23 protein-coding genes are annotated in these 20194 nt (G+C 69.6%); 10 read left to right on the plus strand and 13 right to left on the minus strand.

Annotated features, from left to right (window positions below; translation table 11 throughout):
- Positions 1-142 precede the first annotated feature (142 nt).
- Positions 143-439, minus strand: coding sequence for a HalOD1 output domain-containing protein (locus B9G49_RS00005; RefSeq protein ID WP_158093581.1), 297 nt, complete (start codon positions 437-439; stop codon positions 143-145).
- Between the two features lie 512 nt (positions 440-951).
- Here B9G49_RS00005 and B9G49_RS00010 point away from each other — a divergent pair.
- Positions 952-1791 carry a TrmB family transcriptional regulator gene (locus tag B9G49_RS00010; protein ID WP_198943771.1) on the plus strand — a complete coding sequence of 280 codons (840 nt, stop codon included), beginning with the start codon at positions 952-954 and terminating at the stop codon, positions 1789-1791.
- On the opposite strand, the gene B9G49_RS00015 is transcribed toward B9G49_RS00010, so the two are convergent.
- Both B9G49_RS00015 and B9G49_RS00020 read right to left on the minus strand, forming a co-directional pair.
- Positions 1788-2003: a hypothetical protein gene (locus B9G49_RS00015; protein WP_079232323.1), complete on the minus strand. Its 216-nt coding sequence runs from the start codon at positions 2001-2003 to the stop codon at positions 1788-1790. The genes B9G49_RS00010 and B9G49_RS00015 overlap by 4 nt on opposite strands.
- Positions 2000-4300, minus strand: coding sequence for a right-handed parallel beta-helix repeat-containing protein (locus B9G49_RS00020; protein ID WP_086214890.1), 2301 nt, complete (start codon positions 4298-4300; stop codon positions 2000-2002). The genes B9G49_RS00015 and B9G49_RS00020 overlap by 4 nt, the downstream gene beginning before the upstream one ends.
- Before the next feature lie 390 nt (positions 4301-4690).
- Between B9G49_RS00020 and B9G49_RS00025 the strand changes: the two genes are divergently transcribed.
- Positions 4691-6280, plus strand: coding sequence for an alkaline phosphatase family protein (locus tag B9G49_RS00025; RefSeq protein WP_086214891.1), 1590 nt, complete (start codon positions 4691-4693; stop codon positions 6278-6280).
- Positions 6270-7271 carry a GNAT family N-acetyltransferase gene (locus tag B9G49_RS00030; RefSeq protein ID WP_086214892.1) on the plus strand — a complete coding sequence of 334 codons (1002 nt, stop codon included), beginning with the start codon at positions 6270-6272 and terminating at the stop codon, positions 7269-7271. The genes B9G49_RS00025 and B9G49_RS00030 overlap by 11 nt, the downstream gene beginning before the upstream one ends.
- On the opposite strand, the gene B9G49_RS00035 is transcribed toward B9G49_RS00030, so the two are convergent.
- Both B9G49_RS00035 and B9G49_RS16420 read right to left on the minus strand, forming a co-directional pair.
- Positions 7272-7670 carry a hypothetical protein gene (locus B9G49_RS00035; RefSeq protein WP_086214893.1) on the minus strand — a complete coding sequence of 133 codons (399 nt, stop codon included), beginning with the start codon at positions 7668-7670 and terminating at the stop codon, positions 7272-7274.
- Between the two features lie 13 nt (positions 7671-7683).
- The gene (locus B9G49_RS16420; RefSeq protein ID WP_158081116.1) at positions 7684-7851 is read right to left on the minus strand and encodes a hypothetical protein; all 168 of its coding nucleotides are present in this window, start codon (positions 7849-7851) and stop codon (positions 7684-7686) included.
- 274 nt (positions 7852-8125) lie between these two features.
- On the opposite strand from B9G49_RS16420, the gene B9G49_RS16020 reads away from it, so the two are divergent.
- The 3 genes from B9G49_RS16020 to B9G49_RS00050 all read left to right on the plus strand — a co-directional run bounded on the left by B9G49_RS16020 (position 8126) and on the right by B9G49_RS00050 (position 9904).
- A complete protein-coding gene (locus B9G49_RS16020) occupies positions 8126-9379 on the plus strand; it encodes an RNA-guided endonuclease TnpB family protein (protein ID WP_143414650.1) in 1254 nt (417 codons plus the stop codon).
- Between the two features lie 26 nt (positions 9380-9405).
- On the plus strand, positions 9406-9630 hold the full coding sequence (locus B9G49_RS00045) for an SIMPL domain-containing protein (protein ID WP_233125142.1): 225 nt from the start codon (positions 9406-9408) through the stop codon (positions 9628-9630).
- Between the two features lie 79 nt (positions 9631-9709).
- Positions 9710-9904: a hypothetical protein gene (locus B9G49_RS00050; protein WP_086214895.1), complete on the plus strand. Its 195-nt coding sequence runs from the start codon at positions 9710-9712 to the stop codon at positions 9902-9904.
- 30 nt (positions 9905-9934) lie between these two features.
- On the opposite strand, the gene B9G49_RS00055 is transcribed toward B9G49_RS00050, so the two are convergent.
- The 8 genes from B9G49_RS00055 to B9G49_RS00090 form a co-directional block, all read right to left on the minus strand.
- A complete protein-coding gene (locus B9G49_RS00055) occupies positions 9935-10762 on the minus strand; it encodes an AAC(3) family N-acetyltransferase (protein ID WP_086214896.1) in 828 nt (275 codons plus the stop codon).
- Positions 10755-11675 carry a glycosyltransferase gene (locus tag B9G49_RS00060; protein ID WP_086214897.1) on the minus strand — a complete coding sequence of 307 codons (921 nt, stop codon included), beginning with the start codon at positions 11673-11675 and terminating at the stop codon, positions 10755-10757. The genes B9G49_RS00055 and B9G49_RS00060 overlap by 8 nt, the downstream gene beginning before the upstream one ends.
- A complete protein-coding gene (gene wecB, locus B9G49_RS00065; RefSeq protein ID WP_086214898.1) occupies positions 11675-12745 on the minus strand; it encodes a non-hydrolyzing UDP-N-acetylglucosamine 2-epimerase in 1071 nt (356 codons plus the stop codon). Before wecB ends, B9G49_RS00060 begins: the two co-directional genes overlap by 1 nt.
- Positions 12742-13854 carry a DUF354 domain-containing protein gene (locus B9G49_RS00070; protein WP_143414651.1) on the minus strand — a complete coding sequence of 371 codons (1113 nt, stop codon included), beginning with the start codon at positions 13852-13854 and terminating at the stop codon, positions 12742-12744. Before B9G49_RS00070 ends, wecB begins: the two co-directional genes overlap by 4 nt.
- Positions 13851-14705 carry a glycosyltransferase family 2 protein gene (locus tag B9G49_RS00075; RefSeq protein WP_086214899.1) on the minus strand — a complete coding sequence of 285 codons (855 nt, stop codon included), beginning with the start codon at positions 14703-14705 and terminating at the stop codon, positions 13851-13853. The genes B9G49_RS00070 and B9G49_RS00075 overlap by 4 nt, the downstream gene beginning before the upstream one ends.
- Entirely contained in the window at positions 14705-16090 is a 1386-nt protein-coding gene (locus tag B9G49_RS00080; protein WP_086214900.1) for a nucleotide sugar dehydrogenase, read from the minus strand. Before B9G49_RS00080 ends, B9G49_RS00075 begins: the two co-directional genes overlap by 1 nt.
- 187 nt (positions 16091-16277) lie before the next feature.
- Positions 16278-16697: a desampylase gene (locus B9G49_RS00085; protein WP_086214901.1), complete on the minus strand. Its 420-nt coding sequence runs from the start codon at positions 16695-16697 to the stop codon at positions 16278-16280.
- Between the two features lie 75 nt (positions 16698-16772).
- Complete coding sequence (locus B9G49_RS00090; protein WP_086214902.1) at positions 16773-17792, minus strand: PLP-dependent cysteine synthase family protein; 1020 nt, start codon at positions 17790-17792, stop codon at positions 16773-16775.
- A 433-nt stretch (positions 17793-18225) separates the two neighbouring features.
- Between B9G49_RS00090 and B9G49_RS00095 the strand changes: the two genes are divergently transcribed.
- The 4 genes from B9G49_RS00095 to B9G49_RS00110 all read left to right on the plus strand — a co-directional run bounded on the left by B9G49_RS00095 (position 18226) and on the right by B9G49_RS00110 (position 19984).
- Entirely contained in the window at positions 18226-18519 is a 294-nt protein-coding gene (locus B9G49_RS00095) for a sulfurtransferase TusA family protein (protein ID WP_086214903.1), read from the plus strand.
- Positions 18519-18842, plus strand: a complete 324-nt coding sequence (locus tag B9G49_RS00100; RefSeq protein WP_086214904.1) for a rhodanese-like domain-containing protein — start codon at positions 18519-18521, stop codon at positions 18840-18842. The genes B9G49_RS00095 and B9G49_RS00100 overlap by 1 nt, the downstream gene beginning before the upstream one ends.
- Positions 18843-18992: 150 nt before the next feature.
- A complete protein-coding gene (locus B9G49_RS00105) occupies positions 18993-19562 on the plus strand; it encodes a hypothetical protein (RefSeq protein WP_086214905.1) in 570 nt (189 codons plus the stop codon).
- Positions 19559-19984, plus strand: coding sequence for a hypothetical protein (locus B9G49_RS00110; protein ID WP_086214906.1), 426 nt, complete (start codon positions 19559-19561; stop codon positions 19982-19984). The genes B9G49_RS00105 and B9G49_RS00110 overlap by 4 nt, the downstream gene beginning before the upstream one ends.
- The last annotated feature ends 210 nt before the right edge of the window (positions 19985-20194 follow it).

The raw sequence follows: 20194 nt of genomic DNA on the forward strand, positions 1-20194 counted from the left end.
CCCCCTCACCCCACCTGCATTCCGGATCCACGGGCCCGCGGCCGACGGCTGCTCCCCCCGGCCGGCACGGCCGCGACGGCCCAACTCGTCTTCTCCGGTCAGCGTTGGCTCACGGCGCCGGCTTTCACCAGGATCGGGCCGGTCAGATAGCCACGTCGATCGTGCCGTCCGGATGGACCGTCACCGTCGCGTCGAGGTACTCGAAACTGACTCGGAGGGAGCTGCCCTTCCCCGCCGTGAGCAGGGCGTCGAGCGCGTCCGTATCGACGGCGCGCTGGATGGGGGGCATCTTTCGCGGGTCCCGGTCGGTGGCGGCGGCGACGGCTTCGACGACGGCGATGCTCGGCGTGGTTTCGCCCGACCACTGGTATTCGACCGTCCGCCGGTCGTCAAGCGACGGGGAGGAGTCCGGGGACGGTTCCTCGCTGTCCTTACTCATGATTGAATATTTGGCTCGAGAGACTGGAACCTTGTGATAGGAGACCGCAGTACATCATGCACGGCGTGCCACTACATCCCACGGAAATAAATGTTTGTCGTGAGGATGTGAGTGACTACCATCTCATCTGTCACTTTCGAACTGCCACGTGAACAGTACCTCGACGCCGATCACCAGCCCGTTGGTGGTGCCGGTCCTCCGGATCACGGTCCCGTCGCGTGGCTCCGGGAGGAGTCGCCGAACAGTGGATCGTGTCCCTCAGTCTATGTGTCGTCCCGATCGGTGGAGCGGACGAGCGTCCAGTGATGACACGTCTGGCCACGTCCTGCCAGCACACCGAAACGTTTGCTGTGATTAAACGAGTGACACCTTCCACTCCGGAGCATCTATCCCCATATGACAGGGAGTTATACGGGTGGTGTTGTTACCGGTAGAGTGACAATGGTCTCGAGGCGGCGACGGACTGAACCCGCCACGGGACCAACCACCGAGTAAGCGGGGGAGGTTGGACCATGAACGACAGAACGAACCGACAGGATGCGATCGAACTGCTGCAGGAACTGGGGCTCAAGGAGTACGAAGCCAGATCGTTCGTCGCGCTCGCACGCCGGGAGAACGGCACGGCGAAGGACATCAGCGAGATGTCCGAGGTGCCGCGTACGCGGGTGTACGACGCGGTCCGGGTGCTGGAGTCGAAGGGGTTAGTCGAGACCCAGCACAGTAGCCCGCAGGTGTTCCGGGCGGTCTCCGTCGACGAGGCCGTCAACACGCTCCGGACCGAGTACGCCGACCGTGTGTCGTCGCTCCGGAGCGCGCTCAGAGGGCTCGAACCTCCCGATGGGGTGACCGGCGAGGAGGTGACTCACGAGGTGTGGTCGCTGAGCGGCGAGCAGGGGATCACCAGCCGGACCCAGCAGCTGATCGAGGGCGCGTCCGAGGAGGTCGTGCTAGTGATCGGCCACGAGGACACCTTCACTGACCGACTCGCGGCGGCGTTGCAGGACGCGAAGGACCGGGGCGTGACGGTGATCGTCGGCGCCGCCTCCGAGTCGCTCCGGGCGACGATCGAGACGGCGCTTTCGAACGTGGAGGTGTTCGTCTCCGGGCTGGAGTGGCTCCAACAGTCGTCGGTGCCCGGCGACACCACCGAGATCAGTCGGCTGCTGCTCGTCGACCGGCAGGCGATCCTCGTGAGCTCGTTCACCCGGAACGGCGAGTCGGGCCACGAACAGGAGCAGGCCGTCTTCGGCCGCGGGTTCGACAACGGGCTGGTCGCCATCGTCCGCCGGCTGATGGCGACCGGCCTGCTCTCGGAGGACGATCCGATCGGGCAGCTTGCCGATCGGGACTAGATCATCGCCGGCAGATCCCTGATCGACCCCTCGTCGGCGATCAGGAACGCGTCGTCGGCCAGCATCTCCTCGTCGGTCGGCAGCACCAGCACGCGGTGGGAGCCGTCGGTGGTGGTGCCGATCATGTCGAGTTCGACCGCCTCGTAGCCGAGGTCAGCGGGGTCGGGGTCGTCGGGGGCGTCCCGCCAGTCGGCCGCGTACTCACCCTTCATTGGACGTCCCGTTGGATTTCGACCGTCGCGTCGCCGTCGACGGTGATGGAGGTCACGCTGCCGGCGAACCGGTAGGCGTCGAGGCCGCTGCCGACCAGCCCGATGACTTTGCCGTCCTGGGCGATGTCCTCGACGCGGTCCCAGCCGGTGCCGTCCTCGGTCGGCTGGCTGGCTGCCTCGTCGCGGACGACCGAGCCCGACACCGTGAACGTGTACGTCGTCACGTCATCCCCGTCGCCGTCGACGGTGATGAGGTTCGGACGACCCGCGGCCGGGTCGTCGCTGTCGTCCGAATCGTTGCTGTCGTCGCTATCGTTCGAGTCGTCGCTGTCGTCCGAATCGTTGCTGTCGTCGCTACCGTTCGAGTCGTCGCTGTCGTCCGAATCGTTGCTGTCGTCCGAACCGCTGCTGTCGTCACTGTCGTCCGAATCGTTGCCGTCGTCGCCGTTGTCGGTGTCACTGCCGTCGTCACTGCTCCCGTCGTCTGGGTCGTCGGCAGCGTCGTCCTCGCCGAAGCTGGACGGGTCGACCGCCTCGCCGTCGACCAGCACGTCGAACGCGTAGTCGGCGGGCGAGGCCGAGAACGACAGGATGGTCCCCTGCACGAGGTAGGCGTCGCCGTAGCCGTCGTTGCCGGTGAAGCCGGAGACGGTCACCGTGCCGTCGCCGTTCTCGGTGACGGTGTCGCCGTGGCCCGCTGTGACCTGTGCGGAGGTTTCGTGCAGCTCAGCGGTGCCGTCGACGGTGAACTCGTAGTTCAGGTCACCGGACTGTCGGGCGATCACTTCGACCACCTGCTCGCTGCCCGCGTCGCTGTCGTCCGACTGATCGTCGCTGTCTTCCGACCCGTCGTCACTGTCGTCCGACCCGTCGTCGCTCCCCTCGCCGACCAGCTCGGCGAACGTCGTGGTCGTCCCGTCGAGCGACACGTCCACGGTCGCGTCCTCGGGGACGCCGTAGTCGACGACGCTGTTGTCGAACCGGAACGAGTCGAGCTCGTCGGGCGAGAGCACGCTCGTCACGGTGGTCGTCCCGTCGCCGTTCTCGCTGATCTCGTCGGTGTCGGGTTCGGCCTCGGGGGCGTACTCGACGGGGCCGTCGACCGTGAACGTGGCCTCGACCGTGCCGTCGTTCTCCTCGGTCGCGTGGAGCACGAGCGTGTGCGCCAGTTCCTCCTCGTCGTCGGCGGGCGGGGTCGCGGAGCCGTCCCACGGGCCGATCCCCTCGCCGACGCCGGCGATCTCGTCGGCCGCGGCGTAGCCCGTGACCGCCGAGGGCAGCGGGAACGATACCCCCGTCTCCTCGGTGACGCCCGAGCCGTCGTAGTCGGGCTCGATGGTCCGGCTGCCGGAGCCGGCGACCGTACAGTTCTCGATGGTCACGTCCATCGACCCGCCGGACTTGTCCCGGACCAGGTCGCCACTGGAGTCGTTGTAGAACGAACAGTTCCGGATCTCCACCGTCGAGCCGGCGGCCTCGTCGTGGAGCTCGATCAGGTCGGCGGTGCCGCTCACGTCGAGGTAGATGAACCAGCAGTTCTCGATGACCAGGTTCGCGGGGCTGCGGAGCCTGATCCCCCGCGAGTTGGGGCTGTTCGTGTCGTCGTTCAGGATATCGTCGGTGACCGCGACCAGGCTGTTGCGGATGTAGGTCGTCTCGCTCTGGTCGGTTCCGTCGCGGTGCCCGACGCGGATGTTGGCGATGTTGTTGTTCACCGCCGCGCAGTTCTCCATCGTCACCGGCGGCTTGTCGACGTAGGCGCCGTTGTTGACACACCACGCCCACGCGGAGTTGCGGATCGTCAGCCGATCGTTCCCGCCGTCGGGCGTGTACAGCGCGCGGTCCTCGCTCTGCTGCCCGCCCTCGGGCCAGACGAACCCGTCGACGGTCGCGCCGGGGACGACGTTGATCCCGGATTTCGCCTCGGGGTTCGATCCCCGGACGACGACGTTCTCGAGGCGCCCGCCGATCGAGCCGTCCATCGTCCCGGACTCGAGGTTGAGCACCACGTCGCCGGCGCTCCCCCCGCCCACGATCGCTTCGCCGCTGCTGTTCTCGAGCCCGGAGCCGTCCCACTCGTACTCGCCGGCAGGGATCGTCACGTCGCCGCCCGAGAGGTCCACGGGCGCCGCAGACGCGGTGCCGGAGAGCACGCCGACGCTCCCCAGCGCGACGGTCGCTCCCAGCGCCTTCATCACCGACCGCCGACCGTGGCCGTCGGTCGGCGCCGCCCCCTCGTCGACGCCGTTGGTAGTCCCGTCCTGTTCCGGATCGTCCTCGCCATGGCCGTGTGCCATGGACGGGTAGAACAGCATTACCGGAAAGTAGATTCTGACGATGTGGGGGCCAAGCAGCGGTAAAACACCCCTACTTGTGGACTGATGACGACCGACTGTCAACCAGATCACGACCCGATCCCGACACGCTCTCGACCGAAACCGGTATGCGACCCTTACCGTTCGAGCGGCGCGCGGCAACGACCGGTAGGATCGTCCCAACGAGCGCGCCGAACTGGGCGACGGGACGGTCCGACCGGTAGGAACGGCGTACGACCGCGACGAACGACGGTACGGTCTTGGTAAGGGCGTCGTACGTCCACGGCGCCCCGGCGACGACCCGTCACCCTCTCCATAACAATTTCCGGGGGATGGGTACACGCCTCCGTGACAGACCGAGATCCGGGCGGAATGCGGACGCTCCTGGTCGGGCTCGACGGGGTCTGCCGGGAGGTCCTCGATCCGCTGTTCGACGCCGACCGGCTCCCCACGCTGTCGTCGCTGTTCGACCGCGGGGTCGTCGGCCCCCTCGAATCGCAGATCCCACCGTGGACACCGAGCGCGTGGCCGTCGCTGTACACCGGTGTTAACCCCGGCAAACACGGCGCGTTCGACTTCCTCGCGTTCGACGGCTACGACTGGGGGCTGGTGAACCGCAGCCACGTCCGGGAGCACGCGCTCTGGGAGCTGCTGGACCGCCACGGGCGCACGAGCGTCGTCGTGAACGTCCCCGTCACCGGCCCACCACGATCGTTCGACGGCGCGCTCGTCCCGGGGTACGTGAGCCCGGAGGAGCCCACTTGCCACCCCGAGGGGCTGTTCGACCGGCTCCGGGAGGAGCTGGGCGAGTACCGCGTGTACGCCCCCGAGGGAATCGACGGCGACGAGCAGATCGAGTGGTACGAACGGCTGACCCGGAGCCGGGGAGAGGCGTTCCGCCTCCTCGCCGACGAGCACGACCCCGAGTTCGGCTTCCTCCAGTTCCAGCAGACCGACACCGTGTTCCACGAGCGCCCGGAGGACGACGAGGCCGTCCGCGCGGTGTTCGAGGCCGTCGACGAGCAGATCGCCGAGACGCTCGACGCCTGCGACCCCGACCGCGTGATCGTCGCCAGCGACCACGGGATCGGCCCGTACGACGGCGCCGAGTTCCGAGTCAACGAGTACCTCGCCGAGCAGGAGTACCTCCGGACGACGACCGGCGAGGGCGGGATGCCCTCCTGGACCGCGATCAAAGACAGCGAGACGGCGACGCCGTCGGCGAGCGAACGGCTGGTCGCGCTGGCGTCCAGCCTCGGCCTCAGCAGCCAGCGCCTCGGCAGCGTGCTCGAGCGACTGGGGCTGAAGGAGTTCGTGCTCCGGCACGTCTCCACGGACACGGTCCGAGCCGGGACCGAACGCGTCGATTTCCCCGACTCCGCGGCGTACATGCGCTCGCGGACCGAGCTCGGCGTCCGGATCAACAAGGCGGGCCGGGACCCCGACGGCGTCGTCGCGCCCGCGGAGTACCCCTCCGTTCGGGACGACCTGATCACCGCGCTCGAGGCCGCGCGAACGCCCGAGGGCGACCCCGTGTTCGCGGACGTCGCCCCCGCCGAGGAGTACTTCGAGGGGCCGTACGTCGACGAGGCTGTCGACATCGTCACCGTCCCCGCCGGGTTCGACCGACTGCTCTCGGCGTCGCTGCGCGGCGAGCCGTTCGGCGACCCGCCCGCGGAGTGGAACCACAAACCGACCGGGATCGTCGCGCTCGCCGGCGAGGGCGTCGACACTGCGGCGGGGCTGGACGGGGCCCACCTGTTCGACGTGGCGCCGACGGTGCTCTCCTCGCTCGGCGTCTCCCCCTCGACCCGGATGGACGGCGAGACGCTCCCGCCGGTGGAAGCGGAGCCCACGGACGCCTACCCGCCGTTCGACACCGCCCCGAACAGCACCGACGACGAAGACGCAGTCACCCGCCGGCTCTCACAGCTCGGCTACATCGACGACGATGAGTATTGAGGTCACCACCACCGACGACGCGGAGCGATGGAACGAGCTACTGACCGACACCCCCCGAGCGACGGGGTTCCACCACGCCGCCGCGCTTTCCGTGCTGGAGCGTCACACCGGCGCGACGTGCCACCGCCTCGTCGGCTACAAGGGCGAGGAGCCGGTGGGCGTGTTCCCGGTGTTCACGACCCGGAAGGGGCCCGTGACCGTGGCGGTGTCGCCGCCGCCGAACGTGAAGCTCCCCTATCTCGGCCCCCGGATGCTCGACCGGCAGCCGCTGAAGCGCCGGCGGGCGGAGAAGCGCAACCGCCGGTTCGTCGACGCCTGTCTGGAGTGGCTCGAGGCCGAACACGACCCCGCCTACACCTCGATCAGGACCACGCCGGGGTACGACGACGTGCGGCCGTTCCTCTGGCAGGAGTACGACGCCACGCTGCGGTACACGTACGTCGTGGACATCGACCGCGAGCCCGACGAGCTGCTGTCGGCGTTCAGCACCGACGCCCGGAAGAACGTCACCGACGAGTACGACGTCGGCTACGAGATCGGGGAGGGCGACGCCGACGACCTCGATCGGATCGTCGAGCAGGTACGCGAACGCCACGCCGAACAGGGCGAGTCGTTCGAACTCGGGAGCGACCTGGTGCGGGACCTGTACGAGTCGCTACCCGAGGGGGTTATCCGCCCCTACGTCTGCCGGATCGACGGCTCGTTCACGGGCGGGTTCGTGAACGTGGAGTTCGGCGGGCGGGGGATCTGCTGGATCGGCGGCGCGAAACCGTCGGTCGACCTGCCCGTCAACGACCTGTTGGACTGGAACTACATCACCGAGGCGAAGGAGCGCGGGGTGGAGAGCTACGACCTCGCCGGCGCGAACAACCCCCGGATCGCCCGGTTCAAAGCCAAGTTCGCGCCGGAGCTGGTGCCGTACTACGCGCTGGAAGAAGGGAGCCGGACGATGACGACGCTCACGAAGCTGTACGGCTCGCTCCGCGGCTGATCACGGCGCCGCCCGGTCGGGCTGGTGATCCCGGAGCCGCGCGAGCGCCCCCGGACCGACGAGATCGACCCCGTAGGCGTCGCCGACGCTCAGCGCGCCGGGCTCGAACCCCGCCGCGGAGACGACACGCAGTTCCTCCGGTGACTCCACCTCGGCGAGCACCGCCAGCAGCGCTGTCGCGGCGAGCTGCTCCCCCCCGGGATGCGTGAGGACGATCCGCCGGTCGGCCGCCCGTGCCGTCAGCACTCGCCCGCCGTCGATCGGTGCCGACGGGTCGCCGACACCGTCGGGCAGATCTGACTCGATCGCCCGGCCGTACGCCCGCCACGTCCGCGCCACGAGTCGGGCGAACGCCTCGCCGTCGAGTTGGGCGAAGCGCTCGCGGCTGTCGGGGCTCACGGGCCCCGGCGGCTCATCGCCACCCTCCGGCGATCGCGCTCCGGTCGGCGTCCGGCCCGCCGTCGTAGCGTTCGGGGTTGGCCGAGCAGTCGGGGCAGCGGTACACCTCGTCGCCGTTGTCGCCGAACACGCGGGCGAACCGGCTCGTCACGTGGCCGTCGCAGTTTCGACACTGGGGCATACGTCTCCCCCAGTACTCCTCACGGGTTTCGTTATACGCCCATTATCGGCCGGGATCATCGTCAACGGCCGGGTAAGCCGAGGCTACGCGTCTGTCGGCCGGACACCGTGAGCGACTGCCTCGCGTTCTCACAGCGGAGCAGCGCGGAAGCCCACCCCTTTAGGGGTGGGAGGAAGCGCGTGCGCCCAGTGTAGCACTCCACCGACGATGGCAGAGCTGACTTCCCGACGCTGCCACAGAATATATAAAATAGCAGTATAAATGTGAGGATACGATGGAGGTCAAACGAACCGTCCCCGTCAAACTCGAGGTGCCCAATGAACGGCGCGACGACCTCCATCAGACCATCCAGCAGTTCAACACGGCCGCCGACTACACCGTCGACCACGGTCGAGACGAGAACGGCGACCTGATACTCAACAAGTCCACGATCCACGATAAGGTGTACCACGACCTACGGGACGAGACCGACCTGCCCGCGAACCTCGTGGTCCGGGCGTACTCGAAAGCAGTCGAAGCGATGAAGAGCACGGTCGCCGAGTGGGAGAACGGCAACAGTCGTCCACTCCCATCGTTCGATGAACCTTCCGCAGTCTACGACAAACGGACGTTGACGATAAAGGACGAGTACGCCACGCTCTCGACCGTCACCGGGCGCGTTGAAGCTGATTTCGTGCTCGGGGAGTACCAGCGGTCGTACCTGGAAGACGACGACTACGAGAAACGAATGGGGACACTCCATTACCGGCCCGACGAGGACGCCTTCTACCTCCACGTCGTCGTCCAGAAGGAAGTCGAAGAGCGTGATGGTGATCGCGTGCTCGGCGTGGATCTGAACTTGAAGAACGTCGCCGTGACCAGCACAGGACGGTTCTTTGATGGCGGGGAACTGCTGTGGGGGCAGAACCACTACTTCCGCGTACGGCGAAGCCTTCAGGACAAAGGCACACGCTCCGCTCGGCAGGCGTTAGAGCGACTGTCGGGGCGTGAAAACCGCTTCGTCCTGAACCGCCTGCACAACATTTCTCGCGGAATCGTGGAGGAAGCCCTACGGCACAATTGTTCGTACATTGCCGTTGAAGACTTGACCCACATCCGGGAACGGATGGACGCCCACGACGACCGCCTGAAACGGCAGATGCACAACTGGGCGTTCCGCGAACTCCAAGAGCAAATCGCGTACAAGGCCGCCGAGTACGGGATTTGCGTCGAGTCGGTCAACCCGGCCTTCTCCTCGCAGACCTGCTCGAAATGCGGCCATCAATCCAGCACGAACCGTGACTCGGACGGCTGGTTCGCATGCAACGAGTGTGGGTACGAGGTTGACGGCGACTACAACGCGGCGAAGAACGTCGGTCTCAGATTGATAGCTTTACCGGAGGGCAAACGCCCCTCTGGGTTGGGCAACGGTCAGCTTGCCCTGAAGTCGGGGACGTTGAACGTGAGCGACGTATCCAACGTCCACTCCAGTTTAGAGTTCGAACGGGAGTCCACCGATAAGCCCACCGCTTCAGCGGTGGGTCGCTGACGCTCTCAGCCGACACCCGCGCGGATCTGCGCGCCGAGGCGGTCGGGAACGCGGTCGCGGACGCGCGGGCCGACGCCGACGCTGCCGCCGACGCGGCGGGGCTGACCGTCACCGGCGTCGACCAGGTCGAAGTGGGCTCGGCGCCCGTCTTCGCCGGCCGGGCGCTGGAGTCCGCCGACGCGAGCACCGAGCTCCGCCCCGGCCCGGTGACCGTCGAGGCGACCGTCACCGTGACGTACCACGCCGAGTAGGGTACAGTTCGCAGACGCTGAACGGCGGTGCGCTCCGTAGCGAACCTATACTTTTCATCGATCCGCCACGATCGGAGCCATGGTCGACGTCCCCAGCCCGAAAGAGTGTCTCGGCGTCGTCGGCATGGCCGTCGGCGTGCTCGGCCTCCTCGTGAGCCTGCCTCTGCTTCTGATCGCCCCCTGGGGCTGGTATCTCCTCGTCGCGAGCGGGACGGTCGCGGCGCTGTCGCTGCTGTACTGCATGGTCTGGGAGTGGGACCACCTCCCGCCGTAGCGGCCCCGGGTCGAGGCTCGACGAGGGGAGTCAGGTCACGAGGTAGTACGGATCAGCGGCGAGGCGGTCGTCAAGCAACGCGTCGACGGCGCTCGCCCGACAGCCCTGGATCCGGACGCCGCCCACGGAGCGATCGAGCAGCGCGTCGTCGAGATCACGCTGCACCTTCCGCCGGGCGAACCGACGCCAGTGGTCGTCGGTCGGGATCGCGTGAGAGACGTCGTGGACGTCGCCGTTCCGGCGGATCTCCCCCCGGAGCGCCGTCCGCGAGACGTAGGGAACCTCGTGGCGCATCTCCGCGACGTGGAACGCCGAGCAGCGGAAGCGGTCGGTGCCGACGTTCAGGTAGCAGACGTCCTTTTCGTGAAGTTCCTCCCAGTAGCCGCCGGGCACGTAGCTACAGTCGGCCCCGTCGGTCTCGAACGCGAACGCCCCCGCGCCGAGCAGCGAGAACACCGGATCGGCGGTGCGGAACGTGGCGTCCGCGAGGAAGCGCCGGCCGAACGCCCCCACCTCCGGCGGCGCGCGGTCGAGATCCACGAACCCGGACTCCCGGAAGGAGAACGTGAAGCCGGGCGTGAGCACCGCGTCGAACGCCTCGAACAGCGCGTCCCGCAGGCGCTCGTAGGGGTCGCCGCCGAACGCGGCCGCCACGTCGGAGAGCCCCGCGTAGACGACAACGGTGTCGGCATCGTCAGACTGCGTCTGACTGCCCGAAGAGGTTCCCTCTTCGGCGTCGAACGAGGCGAGCGCCTCGCGGAGTTCGTCGGGGCGCGTCCGCTCGACCGTCGCCCGCCCGCGCCAGGGATCCCGGATCAGTGACCGGGCGGCGTGGGCGTACGCGCCGAGTCTACCCATCCAGCACCTCGCGGTACACCGCGGCCAGTTCGCGGGCGGTGCGGTCCCGGGTCAGCGCCCGAACCTGCTCGCGGCCGTTCGAGCGCTCGCCACGGGCGAGCACGTCCGCGAGCGCGGCCGCGAGGCCCGTGTCGGTCGCGGCCGTCTCGGATGGGGTAACGCCGTCGAGGCGTTCGGGCACGTCGCCGACCGGCGTCGCGACCACCGGGAGGTTACAGGCCAGCGCCTCCTTCACCGCGTTGGGCGACCCTTCGTGATCCGAGGGCAGCAGCAGCGCGTCGGCGGCGACGAAGTACGTCGGCATCCGCTCGTGGGGGACGCCCGTGACCGCGTGGAGCGACACGTCCGCACTCAGCCGATCCGCGGTGGCGTCGACGATCCGCTCGGCCCGCGGGTAGTTCTTCACCGTTCGCTCGCGAGCGTACGGGAAGAGGACGTGGTGGCCGTCGTCCCAGCCCAGTTCCGCTCGCGCTGTCTGCGGGGTTCCGGGCCGAAATCGTTCGGTGTCGACGCCGTGAGGGATCACCCGGCAGTCCGTCCCCAGTTCCGCGGCCATCGCCGTCGACATCACGACGACCCCGTCGGCCAGTCGGGCGCAGATGCGGCTCACCGGGCCGAGCGCGCCGTAGAGGTCGCTCCCCCACAGCGAGACGACCGTCGGGAGCCCCGCAAGTGCGAGCGCCGTCGGCGCGACGACCCCCTGGTTCGCGTGCACCACGTCGAACGCCCCGCGGACACGGAACGTGCTCGCGAGGTGGCGGAGGTAGTCCCGGGGGGAGCGTGACCGCTCGCCCGGGACGTGGTCGCCGGGCACCGCGAGCGTCGCGCAGTCGACGCCGTGGGCCCGGAGCGCGCGCACCTGTCCCCGGTAGGCGGTGGAGTCGGCGCTGGGGACCAGCTGCAGCACGCGCATCAGCTGACCTCCGGCACCTCGACGCCGCGCCACTCCTCGATCGCCGCCACGATCGCCGCCGCCGCGCCCGTGGGGACGTCCGGTTCGCGCGACGGCTCGGCGACGGCCTCCTCGACCGCCGCCGTGATCTCGTCGGGCTCGGTTCCGGCGAGCACGTTCCGCCCGTCACGCACCGTCTCGCGCCACTCGGTTTGGTCGCGCAGCGTCACACACGGGGTGCCGAGATACGCCGCCTCGCGCTGGACGCCGCCCGAATCCGTTGCGACCGCGGCGGCGTCGGCGAGCAGCGTGAGGAACTCGGCGTAGCCGACAGGGTCGATCAGCCGGACCTGCTCGGCCGCCCAGTCCGCGTCGTCGAACGCCCGCAGTCGGTCGGCGGTCCGCGGGTGGATCGGCAGCACGACCGGCGCCGCCACGCGGGCCAGCCCCGTCAGCACGCCCCGGAGCGCCGCCGCGTCGTCGGTCGTCGCCGCGCGGTGGACCGTCGCGAGCACGTACGGCGACGTCGGCGCCGGGAGCCCGCCGGGGTCGCTGCTGCGGACCGCCGCGACCGCGTCCGCCCGGACGTCCCCGACGTCCCGGACGCCCCCCGTTACCCCCTCCGCGTCGAGCGCGGCGAGGGCGTCGCTCGTGGGCGCGAGGCGCAGGTCCGCGAGGTGGTCGACGACGACGCGGGCCCGCTCCTCGGGCATCCGCCAGTCCGCGCTGCGCAGCCCCGCCTCGACGTGAGCCAGCGGCGTGTCGGTGGCGACGGCCGCGATCGCGCCCGCCAGCGTCGACGTGGTGTCGCCGTAGACGAGCGTCGCGTCCGGGTCGCGGGCAGCCAACAGCGGCACGAGTCGCTCGACGGCGCGGGCGATCTGCTCCCCGCGGGGGGCCGACCCGACGCCGAGGTGGTGGTCCGGCTGGGGGAGGGAGAGCTCGTCGAAGAAGGCCGCCGAGAGCGCGTCGTCGTGGTGCTGGCCGGTGTGGACGAGCGTCGGGTCGTGACCGGCCGCGGCGAGCTCGTCGATCACCGGCGCCGCCATCACGAACTCCGGCCGGACGCCGACCACCGAGCAGACGTTCATCGCCCCACCTCCGCCTGGCGATCGCCGTCGGCGGGATCCGTCGCCGGCTCGCTTTTCTCCCCAGTGTCGACGCCCGCCGCCGCGGCCTGCTCCTCGATCACGTCGATGAGGAACGCGGTCACGTCGATTTTCGCGTCGAGCAGGCGCTGGCGCCGGCGTTCCATCGTCTCGGTGGGCGGCGACCGCAGGAACTGGACGGCGCAGTCGACGGCGTCCGCCTCCTCGGCGAAGGATCGCAACAGTCCGTACTCCTGCTCCAGCTCCCGGAAGTTGCTCATGTCGCCGTCGCCGACGAACGCGTTGGTCCGGACCGCCGGCGTGCCGAGCACGGCGGCCTCGGTTGCCATCGTCTGTGAGTCGCCGACGTAGCAGTCCGCGAACGCGAGCAGGTCGTGCATCGCTTCGGGCGGGACGGGCGCGGCGTACTCGGCCAAGTCGTCGGGCAACGGCGCCTCGCTGGTGACGTACACCGAACCGTGGTCGGTCAGTCGGTCGATCAGCCGCCGCTTGCCCGCGGGCGAGAAGCCGCCGCGCCCGAGGTCGTGGTGGGCGCTCCAGGAGACGAACCGGACGATAGCGTAGGGTTCCTCGGGAGCGACACCGTGGTCCCGGAGCGCGTCGGGGGCGGGCACGAACCGATCGGGGTGGAGGGCGGCGAGTTCGTGGAACCCGTCGTAGCGCCGCTGGTTCGGCACGTCGCGGTCGAACCCCGCCGGCGTGCAGACGACGTCCGCGAACCGGTGGGTGAGCGCGGCGGCGACGCGCTCGTGCTCGCTGTCGTCGAACACCACCGCACGGGCGCCGACGCGGCGGGCGGCGTGGACCGCCGCGGGGTCGACCTGACTGACGACCACGTCCGGGCGAACCTCGCGGGCGATCTCGGTCAGACCGCGTGTCCGCTCGATCAGCTCCCCGACCCGCGAGAGCGGCCCCGAGCCCGCGCGGGACGCGACGACGTACGGGAGGTCGGCGGCGGCGAGCAGCTCGGTCGTGACGTCCTTCTCCCGCGCGGCGACGCTGACGTCGTGGCCCCGGCCGTCGAGCGCCGTCGCTGCGGGGGCGAACAGGTGGACGAGCGCCGGGTGGGTCACGTCGAACAGGACCCTCACAGCTCCCACCCCGGGTCGCTCGGTGTCCCTGTGTGCTGGCTCCCGCCGACGCCCAGCCACTCCCGTGAGAGCCGCCACGCGAACGTCCGGAGCAGCAGCACGGAGACCCGCGTGGCGTATCGCCGGTAGTCGATCCCGCTCTCCTCGTCGCCGTACCGGCTCGCGTGGGGCACGTCGACGACCCGACGACCGTCGGCGTGGAGTCGCGCGAGGATCTCCGTCCCGTAGCCGTACCCCTCGTAGCTCGACTCGGGGTCGATCGCCGCCAGCGCGCCGCGGGTGACGGCAGTGTAGCCGTTCACGGGGTCGGTTAGCGTCCGGTACCCCGACGAGAGTCGGCAGAGCAGCGTCAGCAGGTGGTTGCCGAACAGTCTGAAGGCGGGCATCTCGCGGGCGTGGGCGCCCTCCCGGAGCCGCGTGCCGGTGGCGTAGTCGGCGTCGCCCTCGACCAGTGGGTCGAGAAAGCGAGGCAGCGCTGCGGTGTCCATCTGCCCGTCGCCGTCGATCGTGGCGACGAGCTCCGCGTCGCCCGCCAGCGCCGCGAGGTAGCCGGTCGCGACGGCGCCGCCCGGCCCGCGGTTCTCGCCGTGCCGGAGCACGACCACGCGGCCCCGGCGGGTGGCGTCCGCGACGCGGGGTGCGAGGCGCGGGTGCTGTGACGGGTCGAACTCGTCGTCCCGGTCGATCGTCGACACGGGAGCCAACGCGGCAGCGCGGGTGCCGTCGCTCGACGCGTCGTCGACGACGTAGACGCGGTCGACGAACCCCGGCATCCCGGCGACGACGTCGCCGACGAACTGGGCCTCGTCGTGGGCGGGCACGACGACGGCGACCGCGTTGTTCCGGTACATCAGTGGCGTCGGTAAACGACGTCGGTGTCCGGTTCGGGATCGAACACGCCGGGGACGTCGACGACCGCCGGAGGCTCCTCCCCGGCGGCCACGTCGGAGAGCGTCAACGTCTCGAACGCGCTGTGTCCGACCAGCACGGCCACGCCGTCGACGTCCGCGAACGGCCGCTCCGTCCGGATCGGGAACGGGAACGCCTCCGCCGCGCGCTCGGCGTCGACCAGCGGGTCGTAGCCCACGACGTCGACCCCGAGCACGTCAAGCTCGGACGCGACGGCCGCGGCCTCGCTCCCCGAGAGGTCGGCCACGTCGGGCTTGTACGCCAGCCCGAGCAGCAGGACCGTCGGCGGGTCCGGCGGTGGGGCGCTGGTCGCGGCCGTGCCGCCAGAGCCGTCGGCGGCCATCTCGGGGGCGTCACCCCGGCGTTGGTCGGGTTCACGTCCGCACTGCCGTGTCGCGAGCGCGTCGACGGTCCGGTCCGCGACGCGTGCGGGGACCGCGTCGTTGATCCCGCGGGCGGTGTGGATCAGCGGCGTCGAGCCGCCCGCCGCGGCCACGCTGTCGGCGAACAGCTTCGGGTCCTCCGGGAGGCAGGTGCCGCCGACGAGTCCGGGGCGGAAGCGGGGGACGTTCCACTTCGTCGCCGCGGCGTCGAGCACGCGGTCGGCGTCGAGATCCAACGCGTCGAGCCCCGCGGCGAGCTCGTTCACGAGCGCGACGTTCACGTCGCGGTAGACGTTCTCGACACATTTCGCGGCCGCCGCGGTCGCGGGGTCCGCGACGACGTGGACCGAGTCGTACGTCCGCTCGAACAGCCGCGCTACCGCCCGCGCGACCGGTGCCCGCTCGGCCGCGACGAGCTTCGTCCGGGTGTGCTGCTCGCCCGGCGAGAGCCTGACCGGCGAGTAGGCCACGTCGAACCCCTCGCCGGCGTCGGGGTCGGCGGCCGCGTCGAGCGCCGGGGTGAACACCGCCGTCATCCCGCCCGGCGGGACGGTCGACTCCAGCACGACGATCGTCCCCGGCGTGAGTCGGTCGCCGACGGTTCCCGCTGCTGCGCGGACCGTCGGGAGCGTCGCCCCCTCGTCGTCGTACCGTGTCGGGACCGCGACGAACACCACGTCGGCGTTCTCGATACAGCCGGGGTCCGCGGTGAACGTGCAGTCGCTCCCGGCGATCCGGTCGTCGCCGACGCTGCCCGTTGCGTCGATCCCCTGGCGGTAGGCGTCGACGACCGACTGGTCGACGTCGTAGGCGGTGACTTCGAGCCCCGCGTCGTCGAGCGAGAGCCCGCGGTGGAGACCGACGGTCCCGACCCCGACGACGACGGCCCGCCGTGGACGCGTGGCCGCCGCCGGCGCGGGTACGTCCGGGTTCGGTTCAGCCATCACGGCGACGCTCGGTGTCCGGGGTGTTTACTAGTCAGTTCGTAACCCCACGACGCCGGGGAGAAGGCGACGGCTACCGCTCGACTCGGTCGTTCCGATCGGGGCGGGACTGTCGCGTCCAGTGCCATCTCACGGGAGGACGACCGCGGACTGACGCCCCGAGCCTCGATCGGCCGGTGGCTCCCGTTCAGCGATCGACGACGCGAACGATCTCCTGCTCGAACCCCCCGTCGTCGCCCTGCCAGCGCCACGACCCTAGATACGGGTAGCCGTCGAACGCACAGATCGCGTAGGAGTAGCCCGGCCACGCCGCCCGGTCGGCGTCGGTCTCGCTGGGCTGGGTCGGGCCGGCAGGGTGGGTGTGGTAGAACCCGACGATATCCAGCCCCGCGTCCTCGATCGCCTCGATGACCGCTAGCTGTTCCTCCGGGTCGATGGAGTACCGGATTTCGGGCGTGTCCGCGGCGTTCTCGGTCGGGTGAGCTTCGAGGACGGTGCTTTCGTCCTCCCCGTACTCGCCGGCGAGCACGCCGCAGGCCTCCTCCGGCGCGCCGTCGTACCCCGCGTGGACGACGTCGTCGTACGCCTCGCGCGCGAATTCGATCATGGCCCCCGTTCGATGGGTAGGGAGAAAACCCCGGCGTCGCCGGCGGCCGATAGAAGCAGTTCTCCGAGTCCTCCGTTAGCTGTCCCCGTCCAGATAGTCCTCCCAAAGCGGGATGTCGGCGTACTTGTCCCCGCGGTCACAGAGCGGGATCACGACCACACTGTCGGCGTCGAGCCCGTCCTCCTCGTGGAGCTGGTGGACCGCCTGCACGCCCGCGCCGCTGGAGGTGCCGACGACGAACTGGCCGTCGACGCGCAGGTGGTCGCGCACGGTCGCCTCGTCGTGCTGGCCCGTGTCCCGGATCGGGATTTCGCGGTCCTGAAACCGATCCCGGAGCTCGCGGGCGCGCTCGTAGGCGGCCTCGGTGTCGACGTACAGCTTCTCGTCGAGCACCGACTCGTCGTACGTCCCGGGGTGGTAGTGATCGCCCGAACGCAGGTACTTCAGCCCGTCAATCGCGTGCTGGGAGTTCGCCGGCTCGAAGCCGACCACCTTCACGTCGCCGCGGTCGTGGAGCCCGCGGCCGGTGCCGGTGACGGTACCGCCGGTGCCGACGCCGGCGACGAAGTGGGTCACCTCGCCGTCGGTCGCCTCGTAGATCTCCGGCGCGGTCGTCCGCTCGTGGGCGCCGGGGTTGTCGGGGTTCTCGTACTGGTTCGGTCGGTAGTATCGCTCGGGCTGTTCGGCGATCAGCTCTTCGCAGCGCTCGATCACCGCGTCGTACCCCAGGTCGGCCTCGACGAAGTGGATCTCCGCGCCGGCGTCGCGGATCGCGTCGAGTTTCCCGCCGCTGGCGTTGTCGGGGACGACGATCTCCACGTCGTACCCCCGCGCGGTCGCGACCCGAGCGATTTCGCTGCCGGTGTTGCCGCTGGACGGTTCGATGACGGTGCGGTCGCCGTCGAAGTCGCCGCGTGCCTCGGCGCCGTCGAGCATCTCGCGGGCGATCCGGGACTTCACCGAGCCGCCGCCGTACGCCGCGGCGTAGAGGTTGAACCACTCGGCTTTGCCGTAGACGGCCGCGGGCACGTCGACGGCGAGTTCCACCAGCGGGGTTCCGCCGATGGTGGACTCCTCGATCGTGGAATCGGACATACCCGGGGTAGGCCATGGGGGTGTGAAGGCTCTGACGCAATGGATGCCGATCACGGCGAGCGACCTGCTGCGACCTCTGTGTCGTCACCAGAACGCGAAGCGTTCTGGTTGGCGAACGAGAACGGCAGTTCTCGTTAACGCAGCCACGGAGCCCATGCCGTGATCGTGTGAGTACCGACTTACGGCGACCGACCTGCTGCGACCTCTGTGTCGTCACCAGAACGCGAAGCGTTCTGGTTGGCGAACGAGAACGGCAGTTCTCGTTAACGCAGCCACGGAGCTCATGCCGTGATCGTGTGAGTACCGACTCACGGCGAGCGACCTGCCGCGCGCTCCGTCGCGCGGCTTCGGAGCCTACGCCTGGGGCGTCGGATAGAGAGGGGAGGAGTGTGGCGACGAAACCGCTATACCCGCAAGCGGCCAACCCCCGACCATGAGTCACGCAGACTGGGAGGATGTCGTCGTCTTCCCCGAGGAGCCCGACGACGAGACCGCGGAGTTGCTGCTCGAGGGGGCGGCAGCGGTCCAGGACATGATCGGCGAGGTGTGCCCCTACCCGCAGATCGAGGCCAAGAAGGCGATCCAGCGCCTCGAGTCGGACGACCTGCTCGTCCAGGAGACCGGCCACGTCTCGAGCACCGAGAACGTGCCCAAATCCGTCGAGGGCGAGGCACAGGTCTGGCACAGCGGCGGCGGACTGTACCGCATCTTCCGCCGGAAAGCGTAATGGTCGACGAGATCACTCCCGACGAGGTCAAGGCGAAGCTCGACGAGGACGGCGTACAAGTGGTCGACATCCGCCCGCCCGCCGAGTTCGAGGCGGGCCACATCCCCGGCGCGATCAACATCCCGATGTCGGAACTCCCGTCCCGCGTCGACGAGGTGGAGTGGGGCGACGACGTGATCGTCGCCTGCCCCATCGGCCAGTCGTCGGTGCAGGCCGCCCGACTCATCGGCTCCTTCGAAGGTGTCGGCGAGGACGACGAGGTCCGGAGCATGGCGGGCGGCTACCAGGACTGGGAGTACGAACTCGAAACTGGCGACGAGTAGCGCGGCCGGGATCGACTTTTCACGGCCGACAGCCCCATCACGCATAGCGAGGCTGCTCGGACGGATCTGTGGGGGTCGACCGTCGAACGGGAGTGTTTACGGAATATACCCGTCGAAGGAGATATATCACGTCAGCCCCAACCCGTTCGCATGAAAGAACCGCGTCCGGAGCGTCGGGCCGACGAGCGTGCGGAGCCGCCGGATTTCGACGCGCTCTCCGACCCCGCGGAGCTGGTCCGCGGCGGTCGGACGCGCGAGGACTTCCTGAATGCCGTCCTCGGGCTCTCGGCGCCGGCGACGGTCAGTGAGGTCGCCGACCGCGCGGGTCACGGCGTCGACGCCGCACGGGAGTATCTGGAGTGGTTCGAGCGGATGGGGATCGTGACCCGGGTCACGGAGTCGCCGGCGACCTACGAGCGGAACCAGTCGTACCTGAACTGGCGGCGTGTCCAGCGGCTCCGGGAGGAGTACACGACGGAGGAACTGCTCACGTTCCTCGAGAGCGAGACCGAGCGTGTCGACGCGTTCGTCGACGAGTACGGGGTCGACTCGCCCGACGAGGTGTCGATCTCGGAGCGGACGACCGGATCGGACCGTTCCGTCTCGGCGGTCTGGGCGGAGCTCTCGGAGTGGCGGACTGCCCGTCGACACGTCCGGCTGCTCGAGCGGGCGCTCTCGCCGGACCGCGACGACGTGTCGGACCGACGAGCCGCGGTATGAGCGGCGGGGACGACCGCGAGGCGGCGCCGCTCGACGCGGACCGCCTCGACGCCGTCCACGAGCGGCTGGCCGCCGGCGATCGGTTCGTCAGCGTCGACCGAGAGCCGTCGTACGCGCCCGAACGGGTCGTCTGCGTCTACGACCCGCGCTACTACCCGGCGAGCGTCGAGGCGGCGCGACTGGAGATCAGCTGGTACGAGAACGGCGATTTCTCCATCCACTACCACGAGGACCACCCCGACGGCGAGTTCGACCACCGCTGGGACAGACACCCCTCGAGCCACAACGAGCGGGATCACGTCCATCCGGGACCGGACGCGCCGACGCCCGGGGACGACGACGCACACCCCGACGACTGGCGTGACGTGCTCGCAGCCGTGCTGCGGGAGGTCGAGACCCGGCAGCGCGACTTCTGGCAGTGACACGTTTCCACCACCCAGCCGTAGCCACCGCTACTCGATCGATCCGTCCGGACCGGTACACCTTTTAGCTGCGCCACCGACGAGCCGGGCGAGGCGTCGATGTTCCGCCGGCTCTCGATTCGTCCGGTGTTCGATCCGACCGCGCCGCCGGCCGCGCGGCGGGCCCGATAGCCGCAGCACTCGGGTTCGCTTCGCTACCGGCGCGGTAGC

It is taken from the genome of Halorubrum sp. SD683 (assembly GCF_002135045.1).
Taxonomy (GTDB): Archaea; Halobacteriota; Halobacteria; order Halobacteriales; family Haloferacaceae; genus Halorubrum; species Halorubrum ezzemoulense.